The organism is Amycolatopsis suaedae (assembly GCF_004214935.1).
Classification (GTDB): Bacteria; Actinomycetota; Actinomycetes; order Mycobacteriales; family Pseudonocardiaceae; genus Amycolatopsis; species Amycolatopsis suaedae.
In genome coordinates, this window is the sequence record NZ_SFCC01000005.1 from 236,279 (window position 1) to 257,996 (window position 21,718).

Consider the following 21,718-nt stretch of genomic DNA (forward strand, 5'->3'; position numbering starts at 1 on the left):
ATGCTGACATGAGTCAAGACGGTGCGGGCGTCGACCTGGAGACGTCACTGGGCTACCTGCTGAAAGAAGCGTCGAGCGTCCTGCGGGCGGCCATGGAGGAGGTACTGAAACCGCTCGGGATGACCGTGACGCATTACTCCTGCCTCGAGTTGCTGGCTCAGCGACCGGGCTTGTCGAACTCCGAACTGGCGCGGGGCGCGTTCGTGACCCGGCAGTCGATGAACGTGCTGCTCCAGACCCTGGAACGAGAGGGTCAGGTGACCAGGCCCGCCCAGGCGCCGGCCGGGAAGGTGCTTCCCACCCGCCTCACACCGCTGGGCAGGCGGCGGCTCGCCAAGGCGTCCGCGGCGGTCCGGTCGGTCGAGGCCAGGATGCTCGCCGGCCTGACCTCGGCCGAGCAGGCAGCCGCGTCGCGGATCCTGCGAAGCATGATCCATTCGCTGCGTGACGGCGCCTAGTGTCCAGGAGTGATCGCCACATGAGCGCCATCTCCCTGCGCCCGGCGACCCCGGCCGACAGCGAGTTCTGCTTCCAGCTCCACAAGGCCGCCATGGGCGACTACGTCGCGGCGATCTGGGGCTGGGACGACGAGGATCAACGCGGGTATCACGAGCGTGGGTTCGACCCCGCCCGCTGGCAGATCGTCGTCGTCGACGGGACCGACGCGGGCATCCTGGTCGTCGAGTACCGGGCGAACGAGGTCTACCTGGGACGGATCGAACTCGATCCCCGCTACCAGGGACGGGGCATCGGTGCCCAGCTGATCCGGTCGGTCGTCGACATCGCGGCACGGCGGGACCAGGACCTCGTCCTCGACGTGCTCGCGGTCAACACCCGCGCGCAGGCCTTCTACCAGCGGCACGGTTTCCAGGAAACAGGCAGGCACGGGGAGAACGACAGGAAGATCCGCATGCGCTTCTCCCGCCAGCGGTGACGACCGGCATCCCTACTCGGCGTCCGACGCCTCGATCAGGTCGAGGTCACGGACGCAGAAGCGGTGGTGCTCGAAGGTCTCGTTGAGCACCGTGCCGAGGCACTGCCGTACCGAGCGGCCCCGGGCGTACGGCGGCCAGACATCGTCGTCGGGTACCGGTGCCGGCGCGGCGAGCTGCTCGGCGGTGACCTCGCCGAGCCAGGCGTCGAGTTCGGCGGCCTGCATGTCACGCACGCGCACGATCTCGTCGAGGGCCGGATCGAGCGAGAGGTCGAGCCCGTGTGCTCCGCGGTAGGGTTCGACGGTCGGCCCGATGCCCATCGGTGTGAACGGCTCCGCCGAGCCCAGGCAGCAGCGACGGAACCACGAGTCGTGGACGAAGACCAGGTGGCGCAGCGTCTGCCCTGCCGACCACTCGTCGTTCACGGCGCGGCGCTCGATGCCGGGCCGACGACGGATGCGCTCGATCGTGGCGGCCCAGCCGTCCTGGAGCTGACGCCATGCCTCGCGCAGATCGGCGGGGTCCTCGGAACGGATCAGTACCCGGACCGGATGACGCCGGTCGAGCTCCGCCTCGACGTACCTGGTGACCTCCACACCGTTCACCACGAGGTTGGTCACCATCCCGTCGATCACTGCATCCCGCATGACGACGCCGACCAGGCGGGCCCCGGTCAGGTCGCACTCGCGGAACTCCGCGCCGCGCAGATCCTCGTCGACGAATCGTGTCATGCCCCGCACACTAGGCCCGGGCACCGACAGCCTCCCGTCGTGATGCTGGCCTCCCCAGCGCGAAGATGGCCGTGGGACGAGCCCGGCTTGAGCACGGCCTGCTCGTTGGGAAGTGCCCTGCGGGCGTTGACACTCTCAATTCGCGTTGTGCCTGCGTGGTGAACGCGAAGATGCCCAGCGCGATGAAGCCGAAGTGCGCGATCGACACGTAGGCGACGAACCGCTTCATGTCGCGCTGCCCGGCGGCCAGCATCGAGCCGTAGATGACCCCGGCGACGCCGAGCGTCAGCAGGAAGCCGAACGTGCCGACCTTGTCCAGCACGCCGACCAGCAGCACGGCGACGCCGATCGGCGCCTGACCGGCCGCGTCGGGCAGCCAGGTGTGCAGCGGCACCAGCGGCGCCTTGATGGCGAACGCCAGGAAGAACCCGAGGAACAGCCAGATCTGCGTCTCCAGCGGCGCGTCGCGCACCACCGTCACTGCGGCCTTCCGGCAGCTTGTCGGTCACCACGAGGGTGCTGACGATCAACGTGGCAAACCGCACCCACGCGGCAGCCTCTGTGGCCGCGGCGTAGGCCGACGCCTTGGTGGTCACGGCCCTATGCTGAGGCTGCGCGAGTCCACCGACGCGCGCGTTGCTGGACGGTCCGCGGTGCCCGGCCAGACAGCAGTGATCGCGTCCGGCAGGCCGGACATCCCGTCACAACCACCATGAGCACATCGGCCACACCACGGCTCTCGAGTTCGGTGCGTCTGTGCCGCCCGCGTCGACGAAGATCACCGGACACGGCGGTATCGCCTCGAGGGTGGATTCCAGCAGCCGGTGGTCAGCTGCGCCCGTACGCCATTACCGCTCAGCACCAGCCCATCCGTGATTGTCAGGGTGGTGGGTCGTGTGCGGTGTTGCGGATGGGTCTTCGTTTCGGGTCGTACCAGGTGGGTGGGATCCATTCGATGGCGCCGTGGTGCAGGCGCATGGTCCAGCCGCCGTGGTGGAGCAGGTGGTGGTCGCGTTCGCAGGTGAAGCCGAGCCCAGCGAGGTTGGTGGGGCCGCCGTCGGCCCAGTGCACCGCATGATGCGGCACACACCATTTCGGCCCCCGGGTACACCCCGGCGCGGTACACCCCTTGTCCCGCAGGGCCAGCGCCCGCCGCTGGGCCGGGGTCGCGGTCCGCACCGCCCGCCCCAGGTCCAGGACCTCGCCTTGGCTTCCGAGGACGGCGGGCACGACCCGGGCGTCGCAGCACATCTTGCGTAGCTGCTCCACGGTCACCGCGCCGTAGCCATTCAGGAACACTGTCCCGGCCCGCCGCTCCAATTCCTCCAACCCGACCGTCACCGTCACCACGGCCCGTTCGGCGGCCTTGACCGGCAGGTCGGGAGCGCGGGCGGCCAGGTCGAACACCGCCGCCACCGCGTCGCCGTGGCGTTCCGCTGTGGTGCGCTGATCCGGGACACCCTGCACGGCGGCGTCGGGTTTGGCCAGCGGCACCAGCAACGCCTCGGCCAGGGCGGCGGTCTCCGGATCGAACTCCCCGCTGAACCGCATCCGCCCTTCCCGGGTGAACGTGTACCGGAACTCCCGCCGCGGCCGCGCCAAATCCCGATCGACATCCGCCGGCGGCCGATCTTCCAAATCCCAATGGACCAGCAACCGACGGCCCGCCTTACGCACGTTCGCCGGAGGCGCCTGCTTCGCCAACTCCACCAAGGTCTGTTCGCTCGCCGACAACTGCTCCGGTGTCACCGAACCCGGAGCCTTGGACAGCACCTGCTCAATCTCCCGCACATGCTCAAAGCTAATGTCACCAGCGGCCAGCGCCGCCCGCAGTACGGGGAGGTCCGCGGTGGCGGCGGCGACCCGGGCGCGGGCTTCCCGGCGGGAGACCCGCATCCCCCGCTCCAACAGCGCCGCCGTATCCCGAAACCCGTTACTGCCAGCCAGGCCACGTTTGTCCGCCTCGGCCACGAGTTCAAGGTTGCGGGCGTACTCCCGCGCCAGCCCGGCCTCGGACGTGACCAGAGCGGCCGACAACTCCCCCTCCGAGAGCTGCCACGCCGGAATCAACCCCTCAACGTCCACGCACCCATTCTAGGCGAACATCTGTTCGAATAAATCACTCTCCCGTGGGGCAAATTGACATTATTGACCAGCAGTCAATCCCGCCCTGGCCGGACCATCTGGGAGAGGCTAGGAACGCGACTGGGGTTTGCCGCCGAATGCGGCGCCCCAGCAGTGGCGGAAAAGAGTCCCAGCCGCGAGCCGATACCGCCACAGCGCGCCGCAGCACGAGAGCCCCGCGAGCCAAGCGCGCCGTGGCAGCGGCCAAACACCGCTGCCACGGCAACCTCAGGCCAGCAGTTCGCGCATGCGCGCGGCGAACGTCTCCGGGTCGTCGGCGAAGCCGGTGTGGCCGCCGGGGAACATCGTCGGCTCGGTTCCCAGCAGCCGCGCCAGCGCCCGGCTGGTGCGGTCGCACACCTGGCCCGCGGAGTCCTCGCCCAGTCCAATCAGGACACGCGGCGCGCCGTCGCGCAGGGCGGCCACGTCCGGCTCGAACGAGGTGGTGCCACGCAGCATGCGGGTGAAGCCGAACCGGTCGTCGGCCGCCGCCTCCGGGTCCGGCGCGGCGGGGAACATCTGCGCCAGCACCTCCTCGTCCAGCTGAATGTTCGCGTTGGCAAGGAACTTGCCCCACGCCGCGCCGACGTCGCCTGCCTCGTAGGTGGCGATCATGTCCTCCACCGCCGCGGCCTGCTCGGCCCGGTCGGGCAGGATCGACGTGGTCGGCGGCTCGTGCGCGATGACCGTGTGCACGTCGTCCGGGTACCGCTCGGCGTGGGCGAGCGAGGTCACCGCGCCACCGCTGGAGCCGAACACGGCCGCCGGGCCGAGGTTCAGGTGTACCAGCAGCCTGTGCAGGTCGTCCGCGCGCTCGCGGGGGCTCGACTCACGCTCTCTGTCGGCCAGCCAGCTGCGCTTGATACCACGCGGGTCCGTGGTCAGCACCGTGTAGCCGGCGGCGAGCAGGTCGGCCGCGGGGGCGAACGAGTCCGCGTCCATCGGCGCGGCGATCAGCGCCAGCAGCGGCCCGCTCCCTCGCAGTTCGTAGTACAGCCGGGCGTCTGAGACGTCGAGCATGCCGGTCGTGACGGTGGCGGTCATGGGTTCCTCCCGGAACAGAACTGGACGGTTCAGTACTGAGGACAGTACACAAACGGAACTGAACCGTCTAGTATGGTTTCTGTGACCACCGCATCCGCCCGCAAGCACGCCGCCATCCTCGACGCGGCGCGGGAGCTGTTCCTCCGCAACGGCTACGGCGCCACCAGCATGGACGACGTCGCCGCCCGCGCCGCGGTGTCCAAACAGACGGTGTACAAGCACTTCGCCGACAAGGAGGGCTTGTTCACCGAGATCATCAGCGGCGACGTCGCCCAGGACCGCGCCGAGTCACACGCGTTGATCGAGAGCATGCCGGACAGCACCGACCTCGCAGCGGACCTGCGCGAGTTCGCCCGCTACCACCTGGGCAACGTCATGCAGCCGCACCTGGTGCGGCTGCGCCGCATCCTCATCGGCGAGGCCGACCGGTTCCCGCATCTGGCACGGCTGTGGTACCGCAACGGCCCGGAACGCTCGTGTGCGATGTTCGCCGAATGGTTCACCGCACTGGGAAAACGCGGGCTGCTCGACGTGCCCGACCCGATGCTCGCGGCGCAGAACTTCAACTGGCTCGCGCTGTCGATCCCGCTGAACAAGGCCATGGCCGACACCCGCGAGGACCTGTTCACGCCGGACGAGCTGAACCGCTATGCCGACGAAGCCGTGCGGGTGTTCCTCGCGGCCTACGGCGCCAGGTCGGCGAGTTCGGGAAAGGCCGCCACGTAGTCGTCGAGCACCCGCTCGGCCGCGGCCACCGAGTCCACCAGCGGGTGGGACCCGAGCGCGAACAACGCGGCGGAACGGCTGCGGCTCACCGCCGCCTCGATGGTCGCCCGTTCGACGCCCTTCACCCGCAGCATCAGCCCCAGCTCGGCCGGCCGCACCTCGCCGACGGCCAGCGCACGCGGCCCGTTGCCGTTGACCACACACGGCACCTCGACGACGGCGTCGTCGTCCAGCCCGGCCACCGCGCCGCGGTTGCGCACGTTGAGGATCAGCGACGCGTCGCGGTTGCCCGCGATGGCGTTCATCAGCCGCAGCGCGACCTCCTCGTACCCGCCGCCGTCGGTGTCGCAGCTGTCCCGCTCCCCCGCCCCCGCGACGGCCCTGCCCTCGGCCAGGTAACTGCGTTCCCGCTCCGACCGGGTGTCCTGCCAGCGCCGCAGTGCCGACTCCGGCTCCCGCACGGCATCGGTGTAGAACGCCCGCTGCTGCTCGCGCAGGAACTCGCCCCTCGTCGAGTCCTGGGCGTGCATCTGCGCCAGCGTCTCCCTGGCGAAGTAGTAGTAGTGCAGGTACTCGTTCGGCACGGCGCCGAGCGTGCGCAGCCACCGCTCGCCGAACAGCTTGCCCTCCTCGAACGACGTCAGCGCGGGCGAGCCGAACAGCCCGGGCAGCACGTCGCGGCCGTCGACGAGGACCCGGCGCAGCCAGCCGAGGTGGTTGAGCCCGACGTAGTCGAACGAGGCGCGCTCCGCGTCGACGTCCAGCGCGGCGGCCACCCGGCGGCACAGCCCGACCGGCGAGTCGCAGATGCCGACGACCCGGTCCCCCAGCACCGCCGACATCGCCTCGGTCACCACACCGGCCGGGTTGGTGAAGTTGATGACCCACGCACCGGGCGCGCGCCGCGCGACGGTCTCGGCGATCTCCAGTGCCACCGGCACCGTACGCAGCGCGTAGCAGACCCCGCCCGGGCCGACGGTCTCCTGGCCGATCAGCCCGTGCCGCAACGGAACCCGCTCGTCGAGGCTGCGGCCGTCCAGCCCGCCGACCCGGATGGCGGAGAACACCATGTCCACATCGGACAGTGCCTCGTCCAGCGACGTGGTGGTGACGATCCGCGGCCGCCACGGCGCGCCGGCGGCCTGCTGGTCCAGCACCGCCCCGATGGCGGCCAGCCGCTCCGGCCCCACGTCGTACAGGACCAGTTCGTCGACCAGCCGGTCGGGATCGGCCAGCAGGCTGGCGTGCACCAACGGCACCCGGAACCCGCCGCCGCCCAGGATCGCCAGCCTCATACCTCGCGCACCTCTACTCCCGCCTCGCGCATGACGGCGAGCGTCTCCGGGCTCGCCCCCGCGTTGGTCACCAGCACGTCGACGTCGGCCGGCCCGCAGACCCTGGCCAGCCCGACGCCGGGGAACTTGTGTTTCTCCGCCAGCAGGACGACCTGTGCCGCGGCGGCGAGCATGGCCCGCTTGCCGGGCACCTCGACGACCGTGTCGTCCATCAGCGCCCCGTCCGCGCCGACGCCGGACGCGGACAGGAACAGCCGGTCCGCCCGCACCTGACGCAGCGCGTCCTCGGTGAGGAACCCGACCATCGACCGGTAGTTGCGGCGGACCAGCCCGCCCAGCAGCATCAGCTCGACGGCGTGGTCGTCGGCGAATTCCTCGTAGACGGCCAGGTTGCTGGTCACCACCGTGATGCGCCTGCCGTGCAGGTGCTTGGCCAGCAGGTGGACCGTGGTGCCGATATCGAGCAGCAGCACCTCGCCGTCGCGGACCAGCGTGGCGGCGGCCTTCGCGACCGCGGCCTTGCCGCCCGGATCGCTGTCGGCGACGTAGTCGAACGGCATCTCCGCCGACGGGTTGAGCACCGCTCCGCCGTGCACCCTGGTGAGCACGCCCTCGCGTTCCAGCGAGATCAGGTCCCGGCGGATGGTCGCGGCACTGGTGCGCAGCTGCTCGCACAACGCGGCGACCGACGCCGACCCGTCGCGGGTCAGGCACCGCACGATCTCCGAGTACCGGCGCTGGGGTAGCACGACTCGAACATTATCAGTCATTTCTCTGCATCGGGAGTTGTCATTTCCCTCCAAAAGGGTGCAGACTGCCGGGACCCACGTAAGGAGGCGCTGGTGAACGACGACACCGAGGTCACGATCGATCTCGACGCCGGCGCGAGGACGGCCGCGGACAACCCGCCCGCACTCGACATCCTGCTGTCCGGCACGGTGTTCCTCGACATCATCTTCACCGGCCTGCCGCAACTGCCCGAACCGGGAACCGAGGTGTGGGCGACCGGCCTGGGCTCCAGCCCCGGCGGCATCGCCAACCTCGCCGTCGCGCTGTCCCGGCTGCAGGTACGCACCGGGCTGGCCGCCGCGTTCGGCGAGGACGCCTACGGCGACTTCTGCTGGGACGTGCTCGCCAACCAGGAGGGCGTCGACCTCTCGCACTCGCGCCGCTTCTACGGCTGGCACTCGCCGCTGACCGTGTCGATGGCCGTGGAGAAGGACCGCAGCATGGTCACCCACGGCCACCCCGCGCCGATCAGCGCCGACGACCTGCTCGACCCGCCGCCGCCCACCCGCGCCTGCTTCGTCCACGTCGACCTGCACGACGACGAGTGGGTTCGCAAGGCCAAGAGCAACGGCGCGCTGCTGTTCGCCGACGTCGGCTGGGACCCCACCGAGCGCTGGGAGCCCACGATGCTGCGCCAGCTGCTCGACGGCTACGACGTCGTCCTGCCCAACAGCGTCGAGGCGACCCGCTACACGCGCACCGACAACGTCCGCGACGCCGCCGCGAAGCTCGCCGAGATCGTGCCCGTCGTCGTGGTCACCCGCGGCGCGCACGGCGCGTACGCCGTCGACTCCGCCACCGGCGAGGAGGCCGACGTCGGCGGGCTCAACGTGGCCGCGCTGGACCCGACCGGCGCGGGTGACGTGTTCGGCGCCGGGTTCGTGCTGGGCACGCTGGCCGGCTGGCCGCTGGCCGACCGCGTGCACTTCGCCAACCTGTGTGCCGCGCTGTCCGTGCAGCACTTCGGCGGCTCGCAGTCCGCGCCCGGCTGGGGGGACATCTCCGCCTGGTGGCGGCTGGTCGGCCGCCGCGACGAACGCGACCTGCGCGGCTACTGCTTCCTCAGCGACCTGCTCCCCAGCCGCGGCGACGCCCAGGTCCGCCGCGCCAGCGCCACCATCGGATTGCGAGGCATATCGTGAATCTGCGCCGTCCTGTCACCGTCGCCATCGGCGCCGCCCTGCTGCTGGCCGCCTGCACCCCGGGAGGGGGCTCGTCCGACCGCCCGGCCGAGCGTCCGGCGGGTGAGGTCCGCACCGACGTCGCCGCGATGGGCCAGGTGACGCTGACCATCTGGGACCAGGAGACCCGCGCCGGCCAGGAACAGCAGATCACCCGGCTCAACGAGCAGTTCCAGCGCACCTACCCCAACATCAAGATCAACCGGGTGCCCCGCTCGTTCGACGACCTGCGCAACACCGTCAAGCTCGGGCTGTCCGGCAACGAGGCCCCCGACATCGCCCAGGTCAACAACGGCAAGCAGGACATGGGCGCGTTCGTGAAGGCCGGGCTGCTGCTGCCGATGGACGGCTACGCCCAGGCCTACCAGTGGACGACCCGCTACCCCGAGTCGGTCCGCAAGCTCGCGTCCTATCCGGACAGTGGTGACGTCCTCGGCGAGGGCAAGCTCTACGGGGTGCCGCAGACCGGTGAGCTGGTCGGCATCTACTACAACAAGACCAAGCTCACCGAGCTGGGCATCAAGCCGCCGACGACCTGGGCCGAGTTCGACGAGGCACTGGCCAAGGCCAAGGCGGCCGGCCAGCTGCCGATCCAGTTCGGCAACCTGGAGAAGAGCGCCGGTCCGTACCTGTTCGGCATGGCCATGCACCGCAACTCCCAGCCCGGCGTGGAAGCGGCACTCGCCACCGGCCGCCCGGAGGCCAGCTGGCCGACCGACGCCAACCGCGCGGCGGCCCGGCAGCTGCTGGACTGGTCGGCCAAGGGCTACCTGACGCCGGGCTTCGCCGGGCTGAAGAACGACGACGCGTGGGCGAACTTCGCCAAGGGACAGGGCGTGTTCCACATCAACGGCACCTGGCTGACCCCCGACCTCAAGGCCGCCATGGGCGACTCGGTCGGCTTCCTGCGCCCGCCCGGCGAGGCGGTCACCGGCGGCACCGGCCTGCCGTGGGCCATCAGCGCCAAGAGCAAGAACCCGGACGCGGCGGCCGCCTACATCAACTTCATCACCTCGCCCGACGCCATGAAGGTGCTCGCGGAGACGTCGAACCTGCCCGTGCTCGACGCGGGCAAGCAGACCGTCAGCGGCCTGCAGAAGGACGTCTTCGACGCCTGGCAGTCGGCGTCGACGTCGCCCGGCCTGGTGCCCTACCTCGACTACGCCACGCCCAACGCCTACGAGGTGGTCAGCGACTCGATCGAGCAGCTGCTGAGCGGGGCACTCGACCCGGAGGCGTTCCTCGGCAGGTTGCAGGCCGACCTGGACGCGAGCCGTGGCGGCAGGTGAGCCGCGGCGGGTCGGCTACCTCTACCTCCTCCCGGCACTCGCGGTCTACGGCCTGTTCCTACTGTTCCCGCTGGCGCACAGCGGCTGGCTGTCGCTGTTCGACTGGGACGGGCTGAGCCCGGGCACCTGGACGGGGCTGGACAACTACGTCGAGCTGGCCACCGAGGAGGGCGCGCTGGCCGCGTTCGGTCACGTCGCGGTGCTGGTGGTGTTCTTCGCCGTGCTGCCGGTGTGCATCGGGCTGGTGCTGGCCACCGTGCTGCACCGGACCCGGGTGCGCGGGCTGCCGTTCTTCCGCACCGCATTGTTCCTGCCGCAGGTCGTGGCCATGGTCGTGGTCGCGGTGGCGTGGCAGCGGATCTACGCGCCCGACGGCACACTCAACGCCGTGCTCGGCACACCGGGACGCGCGTGGCTGGGTGACGAGGGCACTGCGCTGATGGCGGTCGGTGTCGTCGGCACGTGGGTGCAGACGGGCCTGGCGATGGTGTTGTTCCTCGGCGGCATCGGCAAGATCTCCGGCGACCTGTTCGACGCGGCCCGCATGGACGGCGCCGGCCCGGTACGGGAGTTCCGCACGGTGATCCTGCCGTCGCTGCGGCCGGAGATCGGGGTGGCGCTGACGCTGACCGTCATCGCCGCGCTGCGCACGTTCGACCTGGTGTACATGATGACGCCGCAGGGCGGTCCGGGCGGCTCGACGACGGTGCCCGCCTACGAGATCTACCAGCGGGCGTTCCACAGTGGACAGGTGGGCTCGGCCGCCGCCATGGGCGTCACGATCACGCTGCTGGCGTTCGCCGTCACCTTCCTGATCACCCGTATCTCCGGCAGGGAGCGCTGATGAAGGTCTCCGCGGCCGAACGTACCGGGACCTACGTCATCCTCGGCGTGTTCACAGTCTTCGCGTTGTACCCGATGGTGGCGATCCTGGTGACCGCGCTGCGTTCCGAGGTCGCCGGCCAGGGCGGGATCCACTGGGAGAACTTCGCCAGGGCGTGGACGCAGGCCCGGTTCGGCAGCTACCTGCTCAACAGCGTGCTGGTGGCGATCTGCGTGGTCGGGCTGTCGCTGCTGCTGTCCATCCTGGCGGCCTACGCCTTCGGCACCATGCGGTTTCGCGGCAGCGGCGTGTTGTTCTACCTCCTGCTGCTCGGGCTGACCGTGCCGGCCGAGTCCGTGGTGGTGCCGCTCTACTTCGACCTGCGTGACCTCGGGCTGACCGACACCTACGCCTCGCTGATCTTCCCGCAGGTGGCGCAGTCGGTGGCGTTCGGCGTGTTCTGGCTGCGTACCTACTTCCGGTCCACGTCGCGCGGGATCGTCGAGGCCGCCCGGCTCGACGGCGCCGGGCACTGGCAGACGCTGTGGCGGATCCTGGTGCCGATGGGCCGCCCGGCGCTGGTGACGCTCGCCGTGCTGGTGTTCATGTGGACGTGGAACGAATTCCTGCTCGCCCGGGTCATGATCACCAGCGAGGAGCTGCGGACGGCGCCGCTGGGCCTGCAGTTCTTCTCCGGGCACGCGACAACGGCCGTGCCGCTGCTGGCGGCGGCCTCGGTGCTGGTGGCGCTGCCCGTCGTCGTGTTGTACCTGTTCCTGCAGCGGCACTTCATCCGGGGCATGGTGGACGGTTCGGTCAAGGGCTGAATTTCTGGGAGGCAGTGGGATGCGCAAGCTGGTGGCCGGTTCGGCGGCACTGGTCCTGATGGCGGGCCTGGCACCGCCCGCCGTGGCCGAGCCCGCCCCGAAGGCGGACCTGGACGTGTTGTTCGTCGGCGCCCATCCCGACGACGAGGCGTCGACGCTGTCCACCATCGGGCAGCTCGGGCTCAAGGCCGGGGTGGTGACCGTGACCCGCGGCGAGGGCGGCGGCAACGCCGTCGGCCCCGAGGAAGGGCCCGCGCTCGGCCTCATCCGCGAGGCGGAGGAACGCAAGGCCGTCGGGCGCGCCGGGATCACCGACGTGTTCAACTTCGACAAGGCCGACTTCTACTACACGGTCAGCTCCCCGCTCACCGAGCAGGCCTGGGGCCACCAGCGGACGCTGGAACAGCTGGTGCGGGTGATCCGGCAGACCCGGCCGGAGATCGTGCTGACCATGGATCCGGCGCCCTCGCCGGGAAACCACGGCAACCACCAGTACGCCGCCAGGCTGGCGTTCGAGGCCTACACCGCGGCGGCCGACCCGGCGAAGTTCCGCGAGGCGGGCAGGGCGTGGCCGGTGGCGAAGCTGTTCACCACCGGACTGGACGGCGAGCGCACCACCGGACCGGACTGCGTCGCGAACTTCACCCCCGCCGACCCGGCCGACCGGGTGTGGGGTGTCTGGGCGGGCGCTACCGGGCCGGGCGGCAAGACGTGGGCGCAGATCGAGCGGGAGGCGCAGCGCGAGTACGCCAGCCAAGGCTGGGCCGACCGGCCCGACGCGCCGACCGACCCGGCGAAGATCGCCTGCGACTACTTCACCCTGGCCGCGAGCCGGGTCCCGTACCGGGTCGAGAACCGTGGTGCGGCGGGCATCCTGGACGGTGCCGTCCCGATGGGACCGACGCTGTCCGCGACCGCCGACCGCTACCGCGTGACCGCGGGCGAGCGGGTGACGATCGACGTGGACTCCTCGGCGCCAGGTGAGGTCACGCTGAGCGCGCCCGAGGGCTGGACCGTGGCCGGCCGCACGGTGACCGTCCCGGCGGACGCCAAGCCGGGTAAGGCCCGGATCCGGGCCACCGTCGGTTCGGACAGCACGGAGGCGCTCGTCGAGGTGGTGCCGCCGGTGGTGGCCACGCAGGAACAGCTGCCGCAGGTGGCGCAGTACGACGACTGGGCCCGCCAGGCGGGATTCCCGGACCGGGCGGGCGAAGTGCTGCCGGTGCTCACCGTGCCGTCGGGCGGGACCCGGGACATCGCCGTGACCGTGCGCAACGAGAGCCCGGTTCCGCAGCGGGGCACGGTGTCGCTGGAGCTGCCCGCCGGGTTCGCCGGCGGGCAGGCGCAGCCCTACCCGGAGCTGGCGCCGGGCGCCACGCACCGGGTGACGTTCCCGGTGCGCAACACCGACACCGGGCTCGCGCCCGGCAAGGACTACACCTACCGCCTGCACACCTCCCCCGGCGGCGCCACCACCGCGGCGCTGGAGATCGTGCCCGCCACGGCCATCCCCCGGGCCGCCTCCGCCCCCGCGGTCGACGGCGCCGCGGGCGAGGGCGAGTACCCCGGGGCGACGCTGGACGTCTCGGCCCGCTGGGAGGGCGACGACTGCGAGTCGGCCGCCGACTGCTCGGGTACCGCGACGCTGTCCTGGCACGACGACACGCTGTACGCGCTCGTCGACGTCACCGACGACGTGGCGGGCACGAAGCTGGCCACCGCGGACTGCAAGCGGCACTGGCGCACCGACGCGGTGGAGCTGGCGATCGACCCGAGGGGCCGGTCGGAGAACACCTCCAGCACCTACAAGCTGGCCGTCCTGCCCGCTACCGCCGACGGCGGTCCGTGTGCGTTCCGCGACGCCGACAACGCGCAGGGGCCCGCGCCCGGCGTGCGGGTGGCGGCGAAGGTCCGCGAGGGCGGTTACACCGTCGAGGCCGCCATCCCGATGGAGCAGCTGCCCGGCGCGGTCGACCCGGCGGCGCTGGGACTGAACGTGCTGGTCTACGACTCGGACACGCAGGACAAGACCGGTCAGACGCGCATCGGCTGGTCGACCTGGGGCGGCGTGCAGGGTGACCCGTACCGCTGGGGCCGGGCCACCGTCGACGGCTACACCCCGCCGCCCGGCAGGCCGGTCGAGCCGCCCGCGCCGAAGCTGCCGCTCGAGGCCCTGGCGTCGGTGGACTCGCCGCAGTCGCTGGAGCAGTCCATCCGGCTCGGCCTGCCGCCGGGTGCGGCGCCCGCGGCGCGGTCGATCCGCGTCCGGGACGGCTGGCTGTACGCGGCGGAGCGCGGCACGGCCTACGTGTTCGCGCCCAGCGGGCGGCACGTGCTCCAGGTGAAGCCCGGCCGGACCAAGCTGCCGGCCGGACCGGTGCTCGTCGGCTTCGCCAACACCCGCGGCGGCACGGCGGCGGCGTCCGGATGACCGTGCTGCTCGACGGTGGCCGGGTCCTCGACCCGGACACCGGCGAGACCGCCCGGGCCGACGTCCTGCTCGACGGCGACCGCATCGCCGCGGTGGACACCGGCCTGGACGGTGACGAGCGGGTCGACTGCACGGGCGGCCTGCTGGTGCCGGGCCTGATCGACTGCCACGTCCACGTCGCGTTCCCCCGGCCCGAGCCGCTGCCCCGCAGTGCGCGGATCCTGGAGGCGGTGCCGGTACTGCGCCGCCTGCTGGCGCGCGGCGTCACCACGGTGCGCGACGCGTGGGGCGCCGACGCCGGAGTCGCCCACGCCCTTCGGGAAGGCTGGATCGACGGGCCTGACCTGCTGATCAGCCTGCGGCAGCTGTCACCCACCGGCGGGCTGGGCGACTCCTGGTCGCCGGACACCGGACCGGTCGACCGGATCGGCGACCCGGCACTGCCCGACCCGGTGTTCGACGGGCCGGACGCCGCTCGCGCCGCCGTGCGGCGGATGGTGCGGGCCGGTGCGGACTGGATCAAGGTCGGCGCGGGCGGCGGCATGCGGGACCTGCGGGCGGGCCGGGAGGTGCAGGCGACGCCCGCAGAACTGGGTGCACTCGTCGACGAGGCCGCCCGGTGCGGGCGGGACGTGCTGGCCCATGCCCACGGCGCCCGCGCGGCGGAGAACGCTGCCGTGGCTGGCGCACGCAGTGTCGAGCACGGCGTGTTCCTCGACGACACCGCGATCGCGGCACTGCGGGAGCACGGGACGTGGTACGTCCCCACCCTCGCGCCCATTGCCGGAATGGGTGACGACGACGCGATCGCGGCACACCGGGCGTCACTGACCGCGGCTGTCGCGGCCGGTGTCCCGGTCGCCGCCGGGTCCGACCTGGCCACCCGCCCGCACGTCGACCTGCACACCGAACTGCGACTGCTGGCCGAGTGCCTCGGCGAGGCCGCGGCCTGGCGTGCCGCGACGACCGAGGCGGCTCGCCTGCTGCGGCTCGACCGGGGACACATCGCCCCAGGTCAGCGGGCCGACGTCGTGTTACTGGACGGCACCGGCCTGGCCGTCGACGCGCTGGCCGACCGCATCCGGCAGGTCTGGCACCGGGGGCGGCCGGTCAGCCCACGGTCGTAGGACGACCTCGGCCGATGGGTCGATAATTACCAACCTTCTGGCCGTTCCGCTCACTCGTTCGAGCGACTAGCTTGCGCAGAGTAGTCACAGTGGATCAACACTAGGAGCCGACATGCCCAGACTCCGCGCGGTCGCACTCGCCGTCGCCGCCGCCGTCCCGCTCGCCGCGGCGAGCGCGCTGCCGGCCGCCGCCACCGGCGCCCAGCCGTTCGTCATCGGCGGACGGGACGCCACGGAGAACTACTCGTTCATGGTGTCGATGCAGAGCGCGAACGGTTCGCACCGCTGCGGTGCCTCGCTGATCACCAGCGAGTGGGTGGTGACGGCCGCGCACTGCGTCGGCGGCACCAAGCCGGCCGACCTGCGTACCCGCATCGGCAGCACCGACCGGACCACCGGCGGTGAGCTGGTGGGCGTCAAGGAGATCGTCGTCCACCCGGACGCCGAACAGAGTATGGAGGGCAACGACGTCGCCCTGATGAAGCTCGAGAAGCCCGTGCAGGCCAAGCCGATCACGATCGCGCCGGAGTCCGGCGGGGCAGGCACCGCGACGCGGATTCTCGGCTGGGGCACCAGCTGCTTCGACCAGCAGTGCGGCACGCTGCCGGTCAAGCTCCAGGAGCTGGACACGAAGATCGTCGCCGACAACCTGTGCGGCAACGGTTTCGTGGCGGGCAAGGAGCTGTGCACCGACAGCGACACGCCGAATGCCATGGGCTGCCACGGCGACTCGGGCGGTCCGCAGCTGCGGGGCCGTCCCGGCGAGTGGCAGCTGGTCGGCGCGACCAGCCGCGATGCCGACCAGGACCCGTTGTGCGCCACCGGCAACGGCATCTGGTCCGACGTCACGGCCCACCGCGACTGGATCAAGCAGCACGTGCCTGACCTGCCCTGACCCGCGCAAGCTCGTGAAGGCCACCTTCATTACGTCTCACGTGCTGAAGGTGGCCTTCACGTGCCTGGGACGTGACGGTCAGGCGCCGGTGTAGAACGCCGTCGTGCGGTCCGCGGCGGCGCGAGCCTCGGGCTCCGGGGTACCGGACGCGACGCTCGCCTCGTACCACGCCTCGCTGCTCAGCCTGGAGAACTCCTTGCCCTCGTCGGACTCCGACCACTCGCCGGCCGAGGCACGGTCCACCGGCTCGCCCGACGCCAGGTGCATCCCCAGGCCCATCAGGCCGAGGTCCCAGCCCACGCCGACGGCGCCCGGCCCGAACTGGGTCCAGCGTTCGTCCTCCACGTGCGCGATGTGCTCCAGCCGGAACTCGGTCCGCTCGTCTCCCTCGGCGGTGAACCGCACCTCGATCCAGCTCACCTCACCGCCGTACTCCCAGGTCGCGGTGAAGCCGTTCGGCTTGTCGCAGCCGGTCACCGTGCCACCGGCGTTGCCCTCGAACTGGTAACGCCCGCCCTCCACCAGGTCCCCGGTGACCGGCAGGAACCACCGCGGCAGCCGGTCGGCGCTGGTGCAGGCGTCCCACACGTCCTCCAGCGGCGCGTCGTAGGTCCGCCTGATGGTCACCACCCGGGCGGTGCCCGCCTCCAGCGTGCGGCTGCCGACCGTGCGGCTCACGGCGCTGATCTCATGCTTGACGTCGATCACGGGGTTTCTCCTTCGGTGTTCTTCTCGGACTGCCGCAGCCGGCGCTCCCGCTTGCCCCTCGCCAGCTCCGTGGCCAGGGCGTCCAGATGCGGAGTCCAGAAACGACGAAAACGGTCGAGCCAGACGTCGACGTCGCGCAGCGGCTCGGAGTTGACGGCGTACAGGCGCCGGGTACCTTCCGGCCGGACGGTGGCGAAACCGTTCTCCCGCAACACCTTCAGGTGCTGCGACACGGCCGGCTGGGTAATCCCGAACTCGTCGGAGATGACCGCGCAGACGGCGCCCGAGGTCATCTCGCCGTCAGCGAGAAGCTCGAGGATCCGGCGGCGCACCGGGTCCCCGAGCACGTCGAAAGCGTGCACGCCGACCAATGTACAGTCGCAACTTATATAAGTCAACACCGGTATTTAAGCCCGGTGTCCCCCGGGTAGCCGCCGCGCATGACGGACACCGCACCCCTGCCCAGTGACGTCGACCAGCCGCGTACCGCCATCGTCACCGGCTCCGACTCCGGCATCGGCACCGCCGTCGCGGTGGCGCTGGCCGGTGGCGGTCTCGACGTCGGCATCACCTACAACACCGACGCGGACGGCGCCCGTGCGACCGCCGACGAAGTCACCCGGCAGGGTTCGAAGGCGGTCGTCCGCAGGCTCGACCTGACCCGCCTGCCGGAGGCGGCCGGCGTCGTCGACGACCTGGCCGGCGAGCTGGGCGGCGTCGACGTCCTGGTCAACTGCGCCGGGACGGGCAGCTCGGAACTCGCGGTCGAGATGGACTTCGAGACCTGGCGCCGGGTGCTGGCGGTGGACCTCGACGGCGCGTTCCTCTGCGCGCAGCGGGCCGCCCGCAGGATGATCGCGGCAGGCCGTGGCGGCCGGATCGTCAACATCACCAGCGTGCACGAACACCTGCCCCGCGTCGGCGCGGCACCGTACTGCGCCGCCAAGGCGGGCCTCGGGGCCCTCACCGAGGTGCTGGCGCTGGAACTGGCCGAACACGGCATCACGGTCAACTCGGTGGCACCGGGTGAGATCTCGACGCCGATGACGGGCCAGCCCGACGCGAACCCGGCCGAGCACAAACGGCCCGGCGTGCCGCTCGGCCGGCCCGGTCACGCCAAGGAGGTCGCCGCGGTGGTGGCCTTCCTCGCCACGCCGGCCGCCGCCTACGTCACCGGAGCGTCCTATGTGGTCGACGGCGGGATGTCGCTGATGGGGCCGCAGGCCAGTTCGGCACTGGACAACCACGACTGGCGCAGGCCCTAACCGGTTTCCGGCAGCACGTAGGTGGCGAACGCCGTCCGGATGATCGGCTGAGCCACGTTGCGCACCGGCACCCCGGCGGGCGTGTTGCCCTTCTCCGAGCCGAAGTGGGCGTGCCCGTGCACGGCGAGGTCCACCCCCGCCTCGTCGATGACCTCACCGAACAGGTACGAGCCCAGGAACGGGTAGATCTGCTCCGGCTCGCCGGCCAGGGTTTCCGGGATCGGCGCGTAGTGCGTCATCGCCACCCGGACGTCGGCGTCGCCGACCTCCTTCAGCGCCCCGCGCAACCGGTCGGCCGACGCGGCCGTGTGACCGACGAAGTCCTTCATCTCCCGCTCGCCGAACTCGCTCGCGCAGGCCCCGGCGAATCCGCCGCCGAAGCCCTTGACCCCGGCCACCCCGAGCCGCCTGCCGCCGACGTCGACGGTGACCGCGTCGCCTTCCAGCACGCGGACGCCGTGGTCCTCGAGCAGCGCGGTGATCTCGTCCCCGGCGTCGCTGTGGTGGTCGTGGTTGCCCAGCACCGCGAGCACCGGTACCGGCAGGCCGGTGAGTTCGCGCGCGACCACCCCGGCCTCGGCGAGGCTGCCGTGCCGGGTCAGGTCACCGGCTACCAGCAGGACGTCGGCGCACTCCCCCAGTTCCTCGAACGCGGGCCGCAGCCTGCCGCCGGAGTCCTCCCCGAGGTGGATGTCGGCGATCGCCGCGATCCTCATCAGCGCACCTCCTCGGGCTCGCTGTGACCGCTGGGATCGAGAACGTGGATTTCGTTGTACACCGCCATTCCTCGTGCGTTGTCGGCCACGACGTCGGCGACGTCCTGCCTGCGCCGCGCGCATTCCACGTCACCTTCCAGCCGGATCGCCCCGCCGGAGACGTCCACCCGTACCCCCAGCTCGGCGGTCCGCGCGTCCTCGGCGAGCGCGCGGCGGACGTGGGCGACCAGATACCCGTTGTCCCCGGCCGGTTCCTCAAGCGGTTCGCTGATCCCCAGCTCGGCGAACAGCCGCAGGGCGCAGCGTGCGTACGGCGAACCGGCGGTCTGCCGTGCCACGCCGGTCCAGTCGACCTGTTCCCGCAGCACCCGGGCGATGTGCAGCAGCGGCGACAGGTCGCAGCGGTGCGCGTCGAGCACCAGCAGCTTGTCGACCAGCAGGTCCGTGCCGCTGAGCACCGGGGCGACCGCCGCGCCGACCCGCAGCCGCTGGGCACGGTCCAGCATCTCGGTGGTGACCGGGCGGCCGTTCGGCCGGAACACGAGGTCCACCAGTCGGTCGCCGTCGTACACCTTGGTCAGCCAGTCCTCCGGCGGTTCCACCGGCCGCATGCCGACGGCCTTCAGCGCGGCGACCGCGGGGCCGATGTCGTGTTCGTCGAGGAACACGTCGACGTCGTGATCCGAGGCCGGGCCGCCGCGCGCGTAGACCGCGCAGCCGCCGCCGATCGCGAACCTGATTCCGGCCTCGGTCAGCGTGTTGACCACCGCGGTGAGCGTCCGCAGCAGGGCGTCCTCGTCCGGTGTCGTCATGACGGCCGGATACCCGTGCCGGTCAGGCGAGAAACTCCCGCAGCCGCGCGGCCACCTCACCGGGCGCGTCCTCGGGGAGGAAGTGCCCCGCACCGGCGATCGCTTCGAACGTCGCGCCGGGTATCGAGGCGGCCAGCCGCCGCCCGGTCTCCACCGGCAGCCAGCGGTCCTGTTCTCCCCACAGCACGAGCGCCGGGACGTCCACACTGTCCAACTTGGACTCCGCGGGTGCGACGTCCGCCTCGTCGAAGTGCACCACGTGGTCGATCCAGCTCTCCCGGCCTTCCTCGCCGCGATACCGGTCCAGATAGGGTTCGATCAGGTCGGCCGGCCCGCTCACCGCGCTGCGCAGGTGCGCGGCGATCAGCTCGGTGAACACGTGCACCGGCATCGTGCTGTACGCCTCCCGGTAACGCCGCAGGTGCCTGCTGACCGGGGTGACGAACGGGCTGAGCACCGCGGCATCCACCAGCGCGATCCGGTCCACGGCGACACCGTGGTGCAGATGCGCCAGCATCACGGCGGCCCCACCGCTGTCGTGCCCCACCAGGGCAGGCCGTTCCAGTCCCCAGTGCGCGATCAGCTCGGCGAGCGTCTCACCGTGCAGCTTGAACGACGGCGACAGTCCCGGCCGGATCCGCGAGTCGCCGTAGCCGAGCTGGTCCCACAGGTACACGGTGTGCGTCCGGGCGAGTTCCGGCGCCACGTCGCGCCACAGGTAGGACCAGCTCGGCGTGCCGTGCGTGAGCACCACCGGCGGGCCGGAGCCCAGCGTGCCGGTGACGACCTCCCCACCGCTCACCGGCACCGGTTCGGTCAGCTTCCAGTCCGTCACAACGCACCTCCGGTAAGGTTTATCGGCGTGTTACAGCAATTACGATAGAGGAGGATGTAAGGGGTGCAAGTCGACTTGGAGGATTACGTGCTGGGCGCCGCCGTGGCGACGGACCTGGTGAACACCGCCCCGGAGGTGATGGCACGGCACGGCGAGGCACTGGCCGGCCCGGACGAACTGGCGACCTTCCTGGCCAACCACGGCCTGCGACCGGACGCCGTGGCCGGACGCCGCCTGCCCACCCGCGCGCAGGTGGCCCAGGTGCACGATCTGCGTACGGCGGTGCGCGCGGTCATGGCGACCGCGGCGGACGGGGACGACGCCGTGGCCACGGCCGCCGCCGTCCTGGCCGCGCGCGGACACGGCAGACTCGAACTGGCCAGGGACGACAGCGGTCAGCTGCGCTGGGTGGTGCGGTCAGGCCCGGACGTGGGCCTGGACGGCGAACTCGCGCTGCTGATCGGTATCGGCCTGCTCGCGGTGGTGCGCGCGCTCGGTCACGAACGGTTCCGGGACTGCGCGTCGGTCACCTGCGCGGGCACGTTCGTGGACAGCAGCCGCGCCGGGCGGCGCCGCTACTGCATGCCCGAACTGTGCGGCAACCGGGTCAACGTGGCCAAGCACCGGGCGCGGCGCTCACAAGGCGGTTGACAGGTCGACGAGATCGTTCGCCGGAACCTCGTCGGCCGACCGCACGACCGACAACGTCGACCGCAGGCCGGTTGCCTCCAGCGCCCGCAGCACCGGATGCGACGAGCCGGTCACGACGTACAGGCTGATGCCGGTCGCTCCGGCGAGCTGCTGCGCTCTGACCAGCACACCCAGCCCCGCGGCCGCCAGGAACCGGACGGCCGAGAGGTCGACGAGCACACTCCGGGACGTCCCCCGCAGGCGGCAGGACAGCAGCTGCCACAGCCGCGGCGCGGTGACCATGTCGACCTCACCCGCGACGTCGATGACGGCGGTGTGGTGGTCCGCCCAGCGGACGGTGAGACGGAACTGAGGTGGTTCGGAAGTCATGTCACAGCCCTCGCTTCCGGCTGCCCGGACGGCGACCTGGTGCTGGCCGTCTCGCCCGAGCGGGTTGTCGACGGACCTGGCTGCGTGCTGAACCAAGAACTCCACCGTACGGCGGGCGGCATGGCGGGACAACCCCCGGACAGGG

23 protein-coding genes and 1 pseudogene are annotated in these 21,718 nt (G+C 71.3%); 12 read left to right on the top strand and 12 right to left on the bottom strand.

All coding sequences use genetic code 11. The features are described from left to right. Nucleotides 1-8: 8 nt before the first annotated feature. Together EWH70_RS11970 and EWH70_RS11975 are read left to right on the top strand one after the other, a co-directional pair. Nucleotides 9-458 carry a MarR family winged helix-turn-helix transcriptional regulator gene (locus EWH70_RS11970; RefSeq protein ID WP_130475392.1) on the top strand — a complete coding sequence of 150 codons (450 nt, stop codon included), beginning with the start codon at nt 9-11 and terminating at the stop codon, nt 456-458. A gap of 20 nt (nt 459-478) precedes the next feature. After that, nucleotides 479-934: a GNAT family N-acetyltransferase gene (locus EWH70_RS11975; RefSeq protein ID WP_130475393.1), complete on the top strand. Its 456-nt coding sequence runs from the start codon at nt 479-481 to the stop codon at nt 932-934. 12 nt (nt 935-946) lie between these two features. Here EWH70_RS11975 and EWH70_RS11980 read toward each other — a convergent pair whose 3' ends face one another. The 4 genes and pseudogenes from EWH70_RS11980 to EWH70_RS11995 all read right to left on the bottom strand — a co-directional run bounded on the left by EWH70_RS11980 (nt 947) and on the right by EWH70_RS11995 (nt 4,834). After that, complete coding sequence (locus EWH70_RS11980) at nt 947-1,666, bottom strand: DinB family protein (RefSeq protein WP_130475394.1); 720 nt, start codon at nt 1,664-1,666, stop codon at nt 947-949. Nucleotides 1,667-1,814: 148 nt separating this feature from the next. Beyond that, nucleotides 1,815-2,147, bottom strand: a pseudogene (locus tag EWH70_RS11985) (proton-conducting transporter transmembrane domain-containing protein); the annotation flags it as partial. A 398-nt stretch (nt 2,148-2,545) separates the two neighbouring features. Beyond that, nucleotides 2,546-3,751: an HNH endonuclease signature motif containing protein gene (locus EWH70_RS11990; RefSeq protein WP_130475395.1), complete on the bottom strand. Its 1,206-nt coding sequence runs from the start codon at nt 3,749-3,751 to the stop codon at nt 2,546-2,548. Nucleotides 3,752-4,018: 267 nt separating this feature from the next. Next, a complete protein-coding gene (locus EWH70_RS11995; RefSeq protein ID WP_165436243.1) occupies nt 4,019-4,834 on the bottom strand; it encodes an alpha/beta fold hydrolase in 816 nt (271 codons plus the stop codon). An 81-nt stretch (nt 4,835-4,915) separates the two neighbouring features. Between EWH70_RS11995 and EWH70_RS12000 the strand changes: the two genes are divergently transcribed. Beyond that, nucleotides 4,916-5,560: a TetR/AcrR family transcriptional regulator gene (locus tag EWH70_RS12000; protein ID WP_240686943.1), complete on the top strand. Its 645-nt coding sequence runs from the start codon at nt 4,916-4,918 to the stop codon at nt 5,558-5,560. Here the strand turns inward: EWH70_RS12000 and EWH70_RS12005 are convergent. Continuing rightward, nucleotides 5,518-6,855 carry a 6-phospho-beta-glucosidase gene (locus EWH70_RS12005; protein WP_205669095.1) on the bottom strand — a complete coding sequence of 446 codons (1,338 nt, stop codon included), beginning with the start codon at nt 6,853-6,855 and terminating at the stop codon, nt 5,518-5,520. The genes EWH70_RS12000 and EWH70_RS12005 overlap by 43 nt on opposite strands. Next, the gene (locus EWH70_RS12010) at nt 6,852-7,604 is read right to left on the bottom strand and encodes a DeoR/GlpR family DNA-binding transcription regulator (protein ID WP_130475397.1); all 753 of its coding nucleotides are present in this window, start codon (nt 7,602-7,604) and stop codon (nt 6,852-6,854) included. The genes EWH70_RS12005 and EWH70_RS12010 overlap by 4 nt, the downstream gene beginning before the upstream one ends. 93 nt (nt 7,605-7,697) lie before the next feature. Here EWH70_RS12010 and EWH70_RS12015 point away from each other — a divergent pair, with 93 nt between their 5' ends. The 7 genes from EWH70_RS12015 (at nt 7,698) to EWH70_RS12045 (ending at nt 16,217) form a co-directional block, all read left to right on the top strand. Beyond that, entirely contained in the window at nt 7,698-8,786 is a 1,089-nt protein-coding gene (locus tag EWH70_RS12015) for a carbohydrate kinase family protein (RefSeq protein WP_240686944.1), read from the top strand. After that, nucleotides 8,783-10,114 (top strand): extracellular solute-binding protein, encoded by a 1,332-nt coding sequence (locus tag EWH70_RS12020; RefSeq protein ID WP_205669096.1) that lies wholly within the window; start codon nt 8,783-8,785, stop codon nt 10,112-10,114. The genes EWH70_RS12015 and EWH70_RS12020 overlap by 4 nt, the downstream gene beginning before the upstream one ends. After that, nucleotides 10,101-10,958, top strand: coding sequence for a carbohydrate ABC transporter permease (locus EWH70_RS12025; protein WP_130475398.1), 858 nt, complete (start codon nt 10,101-10,103; stop codon nt 10,956-10,958). The genes EWH70_RS12020 and EWH70_RS12025 overlap by 14 nt, the downstream gene beginning before the upstream one ends. Next, nucleotides 10,958-11,764, top strand: coding sequence for a carbohydrate ABC transporter permease (locus tag EWH70_RS12030; RefSeq protein WP_130475399.1), 807 nt, complete (start codon nt 10,958-10,960; stop codon nt 11,762-11,764). Before EWH70_RS12025 ends, EWH70_RS12030 begins: the two co-directional genes overlap by 1 nt. Nucleotides 11,765-11,783: 19 nt before the next feature. After that, nucleotides 11,784-14,195: a sugar-binding protein gene (locus tag EWH70_RS12035; protein ID WP_130475400.1), complete on the top strand. Its 2,412-nt coding sequence runs from the start codon at nt 11,784-11,786 to the stop codon at nt 14,193-14,195. Then, nucleotides 14,192-15,322 (top strand): amidohydrolase family protein, encoded by a 1,131-nt coding sequence (locus tag EWH70_RS12040; RefSeq protein WP_130475401.1) that lies wholly within the window; start codon nt 14,192-14,194, stop codon nt 15,320-15,322. Before EWH70_RS12035 ends, EWH70_RS12040 begins: the two co-directional genes overlap by 4 nt. Before the next feature lie 112 nt (nt 15,323-15,434). Further along, entirely contained in the window at nt 15,435-16,217 is a 783-nt protein-coding gene (locus tag EWH70_RS12045) for a S1 family peptidase (RefSeq protein WP_130475402.1), read from the top strand. A 78-nt stretch (nt 16,218-16,295) separates the two neighbouring features. Here EWH70_RS12045 and EWH70_RS12050 read toward each other — a convergent pair whose 3' ends face one another. Beyond that, nucleotides 16,296-16,925 (bottom strand): SRPBCC family protein, encoded by a 630-nt coding sequence (locus tag EWH70_RS12050; RefSeq protein WP_130475403.1) that lies wholly within the window; start codon nt 16,923-16,925, stop codon nt 16,296-16,298. Further along, nucleotides 16,922-17,287: an ArsR/SmtB family transcription factor gene (locus EWH70_RS12055; RefSeq protein ID WP_130475404.1), complete on the bottom strand. Its 366-nt coding sequence runs from the start codon at nt 17,285-17,287 to the stop codon at nt 16,922-16,924. The genes EWH70_RS12050 and EWH70_RS12055 overlap by 4 nt, the downstream gene beginning before the upstream one ends. Before the next feature lie 78 nt (nt 17,288-17,365). Between EWH70_RS12055 and EWH70_RS12060 the strand changes: the two genes are divergently transcribed. Further along, nucleotides 17,366-18,190, top strand: coding sequence for an SDR family oxidoreductase (locus tag EWH70_RS12060; RefSeq protein WP_130475405.1), 825 nt, complete (start codon nt 17,366-17,368; stop codon nt 18,188-18,190). Here the strand turns inward: EWH70_RS12060 and EWH70_RS12065 are convergent. From EWH70_RS12065 to EWH70_RS12075, 3 genes are read right to left on the bottom strand one after another with little or no spacing between them, the layout of a single operon-like run. Further along, entirely contained in the window at nt 18,187-18,906 is a 720-nt protein-coding gene (locus tag EWH70_RS12065; protein ID WP_130475406.1) for a metallophosphoesterase family protein, read from the bottom strand. The genes EWH70_RS12060 and EWH70_RS12065 overlap by 4 nt on opposite strands. Beyond that, nucleotides 18,906-19,718, bottom strand: coding sequence for a BON domain-containing protein (locus tag EWH70_RS12070; protein WP_130475407.1), 813 nt, complete (start codon nt 19,716-19,718; stop codon nt 18,906-18,908). The genes EWH70_RS12065 and EWH70_RS12070 overlap by 1 nt, the downstream gene beginning before the upstream one ends. A 22-nt stretch (nt 19,719-19,740) precedes the next feature. Beyond that, on the bottom strand, nt 19,741-20,553 hold the full coding sequence (locus EWH70_RS12075) for an alpha/beta fold hydrolase (RefSeq protein ID WP_240686945.1): 813 nt from the start codon (nt 20,551-20,553) through the stop codon (nt 19,741-19,743). A 63-nt stretch (nt 20,554-20,616) separates the two neighbouring features. Between EWH70_RS12075 and EWH70_RS12080 the strand changes: the two genes are divergently transcribed. Then, complete coding sequence (locus EWH70_RS12080) at nt 20,617-21,204, top strand: CGNR zinc finger domain-containing protein (RefSeq protein ID WP_130475408.1); 588 nt, start codon at nt 20,617-20,619, stop codon at nt 21,202-21,204. Here the strand turns inward: EWH70_RS12080 and EWH70_RS12085 are convergent. Then, the gene (locus EWH70_RS12085; RefSeq protein ID WP_165436244.1) at nt 21,190-21,669 is read right to left on the bottom strand and encodes an STAS domain-containing protein; all 480 of its coding nucleotides are present in this window, start codon (nt 21,667-21,669) and stop codon (nt 21,190-21,192) included. The two genes, EWH70_RS12080 and EWH70_RS12085, sit on opposite strands and share 15 nt — an antisense overlap. Between the last annotated feature and the right edge of the window lie 49 nt (nt 21,670-21,718).